The sequence below is a fragment of the Pseudobdellovibrionaceae bacterium genome (assembly GCA_020635075.1).
GTDB lineage: Bacteria > Bdellovibrionota > Bdellovibrionia > Bdellovibrionales > UBA1609 > JADZEO01.
This window is the reverse complement of sequence record JACKAM010000006.1, coordinates 21,739-28,479: the sequence shown is the minus strand read 5'-3', so window position 1 is coordinate 28,479 and position 6,741 is coordinate 21,739. Positions and strand designations below refer to the sequence as shown.

The following is a 6,741-nucleotide window of genomic DNA, read 5'->3' as shown; positions in this document are numbered from 1 at the left end:
CCGATCTGGTTTTGTCATTTTGGGACCTGAAGCCGCAAATCCAATTCGCAATTTGCCGCCAAAGCTAGTGAATGATTGCATCAATAGATTGAGGGAGAAAGATTTGGTTACTATTCTTTTAGGAACGGACGAAGCAAGGCTGAGTGCTTTATGTCAGTTCCATCAAAATTGGGCGTTTTGGCGCAGATTGAATATTGGTCAGGTGAAGGGCTTAATGTCTCTTGCAGATCGATTTATTGGATGTGACAGCGGGCCTATGCACTTGGCCGCAGCTTTGGATCTGGATGTTGTGGCGATATTTGGTCCGAATACTTCTGCTAGGTGTGGGCCTATTATGAATAAGGGGAAAGTTGTCGAGAAGGAATTCCCTTGTCGCCCATGCAATCAGAACAAGCCTTGTCCCTATGATATCCGCTGTCTCAAGTCCCTTACTGCCCAGGATGTGCTATAGACCTAAACAATCTGTGGAGGTCCTGGACCCGTTGACCCGGGGCTAAAGAACTGGGACTCTATTGGGTATGGAACTGACTGATCTCAAGGTCCAGTACAAAAACATCAAAGATGAAGTCTGGCAGGCTATTGCTGAAGTGATGGATAAGGCCGCATTTGTGCAGGGCTCTGTTTGCCAGAAGTTTGCAGATGATTTTGCCACTGCCCATGGTTCAGTTGGAGCTGTTCCCTGCAGCAATGGCACGGCCGCAATCGAATTAGTTTTGAGAGCTTTAAACATCGGCGCTGGCGATGAGGTTTTGATTCCCAACAACACTTTCTTTGGTACGGTCGAACCCGTGGTTCGCGTCGGAGCCAAGCCTGTTTTTGTGGATGTGGTTCGCCCTACTTACTCCATGAATTTTGATCATCTGGAATCCTTGATTGGTGACAGGACTAAAATGATTATTCCAGTCCACCTCTATGGGCATCCCGAGAATATGGACCGGGTGATGGAGATTGCTGCGAAAAAGGGCCTTAAGGTGGTCGAAGACTGTGCCCAGGCCCATTTGGCCAAGTGGATGGGGCGGTCGGTGGGAACTTTTGATCAGGCTGGTACTTTTAGTTTTTATCCGTCAAAAAACCTCGGCGCCTTCGGCAACGCCGGAGCTGTGGTTAGTGAAAGCGATGAGCTTTTGCAGAAGGTATCGATTTTGGCCAATCACGGTCGGACCGACAGGTATCTTCATGGAGAACTGGGTTCCAATGAGACGATGGATGGAATTCAGGCTGCCGTCCTAGGAGTGAAGCTTAAGTACTTGGCCGGCTGGACGGGAAATCGTCGCGAGCATGCCGCCTTTTATGACAGTCGATTGCTTGATCGAGGATTCCAGATATTGGAGCCTTCCAAGTTTAGCTACGCCGTTTATCATCTCTACGTGGTTGAAGTTTCCAATCGTGATGATGTCATCAATCACTTGAGGGAAGTGGGAATACAAACAGGGATTCATTATCCCGTCCCCATGGATGCCCAGCCCGCATTGCAAACTGTTTTGGCAGACACCAAATCCAGTTGTCCCAAGTCTCATGAGATTTCCCAACGCCTTGTCAGTTTGCCCCTGTATCCTGAGATGACCGCAGATGGCCGCGAACTAGTAATGGAAAAATTCTTAGAAGTGGCACGTCCGTGAGCGAGGAGAAGAACTCCTACATTGTAATGCTTCTGCCTCGATTGGTTTATTGGTTATGTGATTTTGTTATGTTTCGTCTTCTGGGCTGGACGGTGGAAGGAAGTCCACCTGATGTTCCCAAATATATCGCCATTGGAGCTCCTCATACATCCAACTGGGACTTCCTATTGGGCATGGCGGCTTACAAGCGTATTGGTATGAAGTACCGATGGTACGGTAAGCACACCATTTTCAGGTGGCCCTTTGGCAGTTTATTGAGGGCAATGGGAGGGTTTCCCATCGAGAGATCTCAAAGTCACGATGTGGTCGCCGTCGCCATTGAAAAGTTCCAGAGAGAAGACGCGTTTATCCTGGCGATAGCCCCGGAAGGGACCAGAAGCAAAGTCGATCGCTGGAAAACTGGCTTTTATCATATTGCCATCGGAGCGGGGGTGCCGATTTGTCCCTTCGCCTTGGATTTTTCAACCAAGAGGCTAGTATGTGGTGAACTCTATTATCCAACTGGAGACAAAGAGGCCGACATCAAAAGCTTGCAGGACTTCTATCGCCAATTCAAAGGGCGCCATCCGGAAAAAGGATTCCCTCTGCCTGACTAGGTCAACTCATGTCAATCTCAGGCTAGAAGATGAACTCATTGTTACCGTAGGGAAGGTCCGTTAGAGAGAGATCAAAGTAAAACGTCTTGCCCTGTGATTGATAGGGAAAGCATCCGTCTTTGCTGGCATTAATCTGAAAGCCCGCTCCGTACCACTGGTGGCCATAGGCTTGGTCTTCAGCGACGGTGTTACTCAGGTGATCAAGAGCCGAATAGATCTCAAGGATACCATTGGGGCGGTTCTCGCCGACGGGATTTCGGGTGTAAAAACGCCACTGAAGGTGTCGGTCAGTTAAGAGTTTGTCGTTCTCGTCCATCATCATTAGCCTTTCGGCCGTGTGGTAAACGATCTTGACCGAGGGTTCCTCGACTATAGTGCGATAGAGAAGGTCCTTTCGGTCATTGGGGATTGGCGAGATTTTCTCGGAAAAAAACTTTTTCGGCAAAAGAAAGTGGCTATGGCCCATATCTGGAAACGCAATCGCATCCACATATTTTAGGCGGAGAGCTGACTCAATATGTTTGGCAATAGAATAGATAAATTCAAATGGAATCGCTGTTGCCTGGTCAAATCCATTGAATCGCACCGGTAAGATCAGTTGGTTTTTTGCCGAATCCCAAAACGCGCGGTCCTTGAGTCGTTTTCCCTTAAGATAGTTACCTAGAGTGATGCGCAAAAGATCGTCGAGCGAGTATCGACCTGAGAACTCTCCGGCCATCACCCATTCTTCCGTACCGGCAGGAGCAGGACAGCGCTTTTTGACCTCATCCACCCACGCCATTGGCGGGGCTTCGGCGTTGGCAATATGAAGTCCAGTCGGAAGAAAGGCCAGGGCGAGGAGGCTGAAAAGAAACGGGCGGAACTGATGTCGTCGGGAAGCTGGAGGGGGCATAGTTGTCATACAAAAGTCTTTCTCTCCGCCCAGGGGGGGAACACGTCAATTTAGGGTCGACCTAATGGCCGCCAGGGTTCGCACCACTAGTAACAAATCTCGTGCCGACCGGGTTCTGACCGCAGTCTCGGGGTTCGCTCAATAAAAAGCTGTAATTTCAGGCATTTATTTTTCATTACGGGGTCGGCAAAATGTTGTGGATTTTGTCAAAAACCTAATTTGTCACTGCCTAAATTGGTCTCATTTGCCGCTAGAGGAGCCTTTTGGTCGATGCACTGTGGCCGGCAAAAAGAATCTGGAACCTTGGGGGCATCAGGGGTAGGTTGGTTGTCTATGAGTACAAATGACGGAAAAAAGCGCTGGTTGGTGACGGGGGCCGCAGGGTTTGTGGGCTCTCATTTGGTTCAAGCTTTGGTTGAGCAGGGGCACCAGGTGGTGGGACTGGACAATTTGTCCTCTGGAAAGTGGGAAAACCTGGAAGGGTTCTTAAAGGACATTCCCAATGGAACCCGCAAGAATTTTGTCTTTATGTGTGAGGATATTCGCGACTCTCGAATGGTTGAAAAAGCCGTTCGGGGTGCCGATGTGATTCTTCATCACGCGGCCATGGCTTCAGTTCCTCAGAGCATTGAAAACCCCCTTGAGGCCCACGAGATCAACGCCACCGGGTTTCTGAACATCCTGGAGGCCGCTCGCGCTAATAATGTGAAGCGAGTGGTTTATGCTTCGAGCAGTGCTGTCTACGGTGATAACCAGGAGCCGGTGAAGTCAGAAAAAGATGTGGGAAATCTCTTGTCTCCCTATGCAGTCACCAAGCTTGGTAACGAGCTTTACGCCGATCAGTTCCATCAGCACTACGGGATGGAGACTATAGGCTTTCGTTATTTTAATATCTTTGGCTTGCGCCAGGATCCGGCCGGAGCCTATGCGGCTGTGATTCCCAAGTGGGTGGAGGCGATCAAAGGTGGACAACCTTTGATCGTGAATGGAGACGGCAGCACCACCCGTGACTTTGTCCATGTCAGTGATGTGGTGTCTATCAACATTAAGGCGGGATTGATCTCGGCCAACGAAGGACAAAAGGCCTTTGGCCAGGCCTTTAACATTTGCGGTGGTCAGGAAATCAGCCTTAAAAATCTCATCCAGACCCTGAGTGACCTTTGGTTGGAGCTAAAACCAGGTGTGGTTAGCCCCGGGGTTGAGCACCGGGAATTCAGACCCGGGGATATTCACCGCTCTTGTGGTAATGCCCAAAAAGCCCGGGATCTATTGGGCTACAAACCCACAATGACTCTTAAAAATGGGCTGCGCGAGCTTTTGTTAGGAGAAGGCATTCTCATGCCCTGAATCCCAGACAAACAGCGAAGCCGACTGGGTGACCTCAACGATCTTCTTGGCATATTCAAAACTAAAATTCTGAGGCATAGCCATGATGTCGAGATCCGACTGCGGGGCCTTACCTAGGACACTCTCAATGGGTTCGTCAAACACGTGGATATTACAATTCACTCTCGCCAGTGTTCGCACGTTCTCCAAGTAGTCCATGGCCTTGGGCTTGTGATCAAGGCCTTCCGTGCAAGCAATAAGATTGACCTTGGCGTTCCATGCTTTACTGATGATGACGGTCAAAAGTAGAGCCGCATTGATTTCCGCCGGCTTCATTGTCAGTTCCCAGTCGGGGTCTTGGTTGGGGACCCAAACATTGATGGTCTGCTGAAGCCCGAGGTTGGCCTTAGGGTCGTCGGCAAACAGGAGCACCGACATTCCGGCTTCGTGGGTTTCTTTTATGGCCACCAAATATTCATGCTCAAGGGTGCGGTCTTCCGGGACGGTCAAAAACAAAGTGTTGGGTTTAAAGAAGGCCGCATTTAAGGATTGGCAAATGGAGCCCAAGCCCCGGCCAAATGAATCGATCTGCACGGTAGAGTAGGTGGTAAATATCCCTTCGTCCTTAAATTTTTGGGTCAAAGTCCTTAACTGCTCTTTGAGATTTGGGTTATTGCGCACCGATTGTTGAAGTCCAATCAATTTTGCGCTGCCCTTAGGTAGTAGAATGGATTTGATCAAGTGAAATTCACCACGGATGGTGCGGGCATCTTCAACTGGGATCAAAAAACTTGGCTTCCAGGTGCGGTCACTCTCTGCGTGAGACTCCGTCACCCTTTGGGCTCCCCATTCGGCGATGGCGCCAAACAGACCACTTCGCACGTCTCCATATGGAGACTTCAGTTTGGCTTTGGACAAGGCTACGTAAATTGCCAGGACAATCACCACGGCAACGGTGGTCATTACTGCATTGATCACAATCATCGCCAGAAGACAGCCGATGGAGCCAATAATGGGAACCACTCGCGGGATCTTCGTGGTCGGACGAAAGCTCGGAAGTGCGAGACTTTGTTCAATGAGGACCACCACGTTGACCATCAGGTAGGTGATGAGAAAGAACATGGTGATCAGGGGAGCAATCGCATTCAGGTTGCGAAAGAGCAGAGTGAGAACCACGATGACCCCCGTTACGAGCATCGCATTGTAGGGCTCGCCCTTTTTCGTACGTTTCGACAAAAAGGGACTATAAGGAGTGATACTGTGCTCACCGAGTGCCTGAAGAATTCTCGGGGCACCCACCAGGGACGAGAGGGCCGAGGAAAACGTCGCTCCCAACAGGCCAGCCAAAACCAAAAACCCCCACTTCGACCTGTCGATCATAATGGTGTAGTTATTAAGGAGTTCGTCCCTTGTGGCCGAACGGGCAAGCCAGTAGGCCAAAAGTAGATAAATGACAGTGGTGATGGCAATGGCGGCCATAGTTCCCTTGGGAATGGAAACTCGTGGGTCTTTGAGGTCGCCTGACATATTGGCGCCAGCCATGACACCAGTGGCAGCAGGGAAGAACACAGCAAATACCACCCAGTAATTGGTGCCGGCAAAACCACTTTCTTTGGTCCCCGGATAGGTTCCCCACAGTTCAGGGTTTTGGATCATCGACCCTTCAAGGGCAGAGCCAAGAATCGACAGCAAAGAAGCAAGGATGACGGCCATGATGATGTACTGCACGCGAAAGGCAAGGCCTGCGCTCTTAGAGCCAATCAAAAAGATCAGCAAAAAACTGACCACATCCACCAAGATGGCTGGGTGATCGGGAAAGATCCACAGCCAGCCATCGCGAAATCCAAAGATATACATGGTCACGGCGAAGGCCTGAGACAAATAAAGTGTGATACCGATACTGCCACCGACTTCCAGACCCAGACTTTGTGAGATCATGGAAAAGGCGCCACCAGCTCCTAATTTAATATTTGTGGCGATGGAGGACAGGCAAAGACCCGTGCAGATGGTGATCACACAGGCACCGATGATGATCAGCCAAGCACCAAAAAGACCGGCGTTACCAACCACCCATCCCAGGCGCAGGTACATGATGACGCCAAGAATGGTTAAAAGAGTTGGCGTGAAAACCCCGTCAAAGGTGCCATACTTTTTGTGCGTGGTCTCTGTGGCTTCCGTCAGTAGCCTCTCGGCTTCCTGGATGGAAATACTCGTGTCCGTGTTTGCCATGACTTATTAGATTACTTGGGGTGACGGCGGTCAAGATCTCAATATGGAGGTTAATTAAACCGATATCTCGTGCAAGATG

At 50.0% G+C, this 6,741-nt stretch carries 6 protein-coding genes; 4 read left to right on the top strand and 2 right to left on the bottom strand.

The genetic code is table 11. From position 1 onward, the window contains the following. Nucleotides 1-103 precede the first annotated feature (103 nt). The 3 genes from H6624_20345 to H6624_20335 all read left to right on the top strand — a co-directional run bounded on the left by H6624_20345 (nucleotide 104) and on the right by H6624_20335 (nucleotide 2,215). Nucleotides 104-451 (top strand): hypothetical protein, encoded by a 348-nt coding sequence (locus H6624_20345; protein ID MCB9086704.1) that lies wholly within the window; start codon nucleotides 104-106, stop codon nucleotides 449-451. A 67-nt stretch (nucleotides 452-518) separates the two neighbouring features. Continuing rightward, the gene (locus H6624_20340) at nucleotides 519-1,619 is read left to right on the top strand and encodes a DegT/DnrJ/EryC1/StrS family aminotransferase (GenBank protein ID MCB9086703.1); all 1,101 of its coding nucleotides are present in this window, start codon (nucleotides 519-521) and stop codon (nucleotides 1,617-1,619) included. A gap of 26 nt (nucleotides 1,620-1,645) precedes the next feature. Next, nucleotides 1,646-2,215, top strand: a complete 570-nt coding sequence (locus H6624_20335; GenBank protein MCB9086702.1) for a lysophospholipid acyltransferase family protein — start codon at nucleotides 1,646-1,648, stop codon at nucleotides 2,213-2,215. Nucleotides 2,216-2,237: 22 nt separating this feature from the next. Here H6624_20335 and H6624_20330 read toward each other — a convergent pair whose 3' ends face one another. Beyond that, nucleotides 2,238-3,116, bottom strand: a complete 879-nt coding sequence (locus H6624_20330) for a hypothetical protein (protein ID MCB9086701.1) — start codon at nucleotides 3,114-3,116, stop codon at nucleotides 2,238-2,240. A 324-nt stretch (nucleotides 3,117-3,440) separates the two neighbouring features. Here H6624_20330 and H6624_20325 point away from each other — a divergent pair, with 324 nt between their 5' ends. After that, entirely contained in the window at nucleotides 3,441-4,454 is a 1,014-nt protein-coding gene (locus H6624_20325) for a GDP-mannose 4,6-dehydratase (GenBank protein ID MCB9086700.1), read from the top strand. Here the strand turns inward: H6624_20325 and H6624_20320 are convergent. Beyond that, nucleotides 4,428-6,662 carry a Na-K-Cl cotransporter gene (locus H6624_20320; protein ID MCB9086699.1) on the bottom strand — a complete coding sequence of 745 codons (2,235 nt, stop codon included), beginning with the start codon at nucleotides 6,660-6,662 and terminating at the stop codon, nucleotides 4,428-4,430. The genes H6624_20325 and H6624_20320 overlap by 27 nt on opposite strands. Nucleotides 6,663-6,741: the final 79 nt, after the last annotated feature.

Coding starts and splice junctions, on each gene's coding strand:
- H6624_20335 (MCB9086702.1), top strand. CDS start 1,646: ATGCTTCTGCCTCGATTGGTTTATTGGTTATGTGATTTTGTTATGTTT.
- H6624_20340 (MCB9086703.1), top strand. CDS start 519: ATGGAACTGACTGATCTCAAGGTCCAGTACAAAAACATCAAAGATGAA.
- H6624_20330 (MCB9086701.1), bottom strand. CDS start 3,116: ATGACAACTATGCCCCCTCCAGCTTCCCGACGACATCAGTTCCGCCCG.
- H6624_20325 (MCB9086700.1), top strand. CDS start 3,441: ATGAGTACAAATGACGGAAAAAAGCGCTGGTTGGTGACGGGGGCCGCA.
- H6624_20320 (MCB9086699.1), bottom strand. CDS start 6,662: ATGGCAAACACGGACACGAGTATTTCCATCCAGGAAGCCGAGAGGCTA.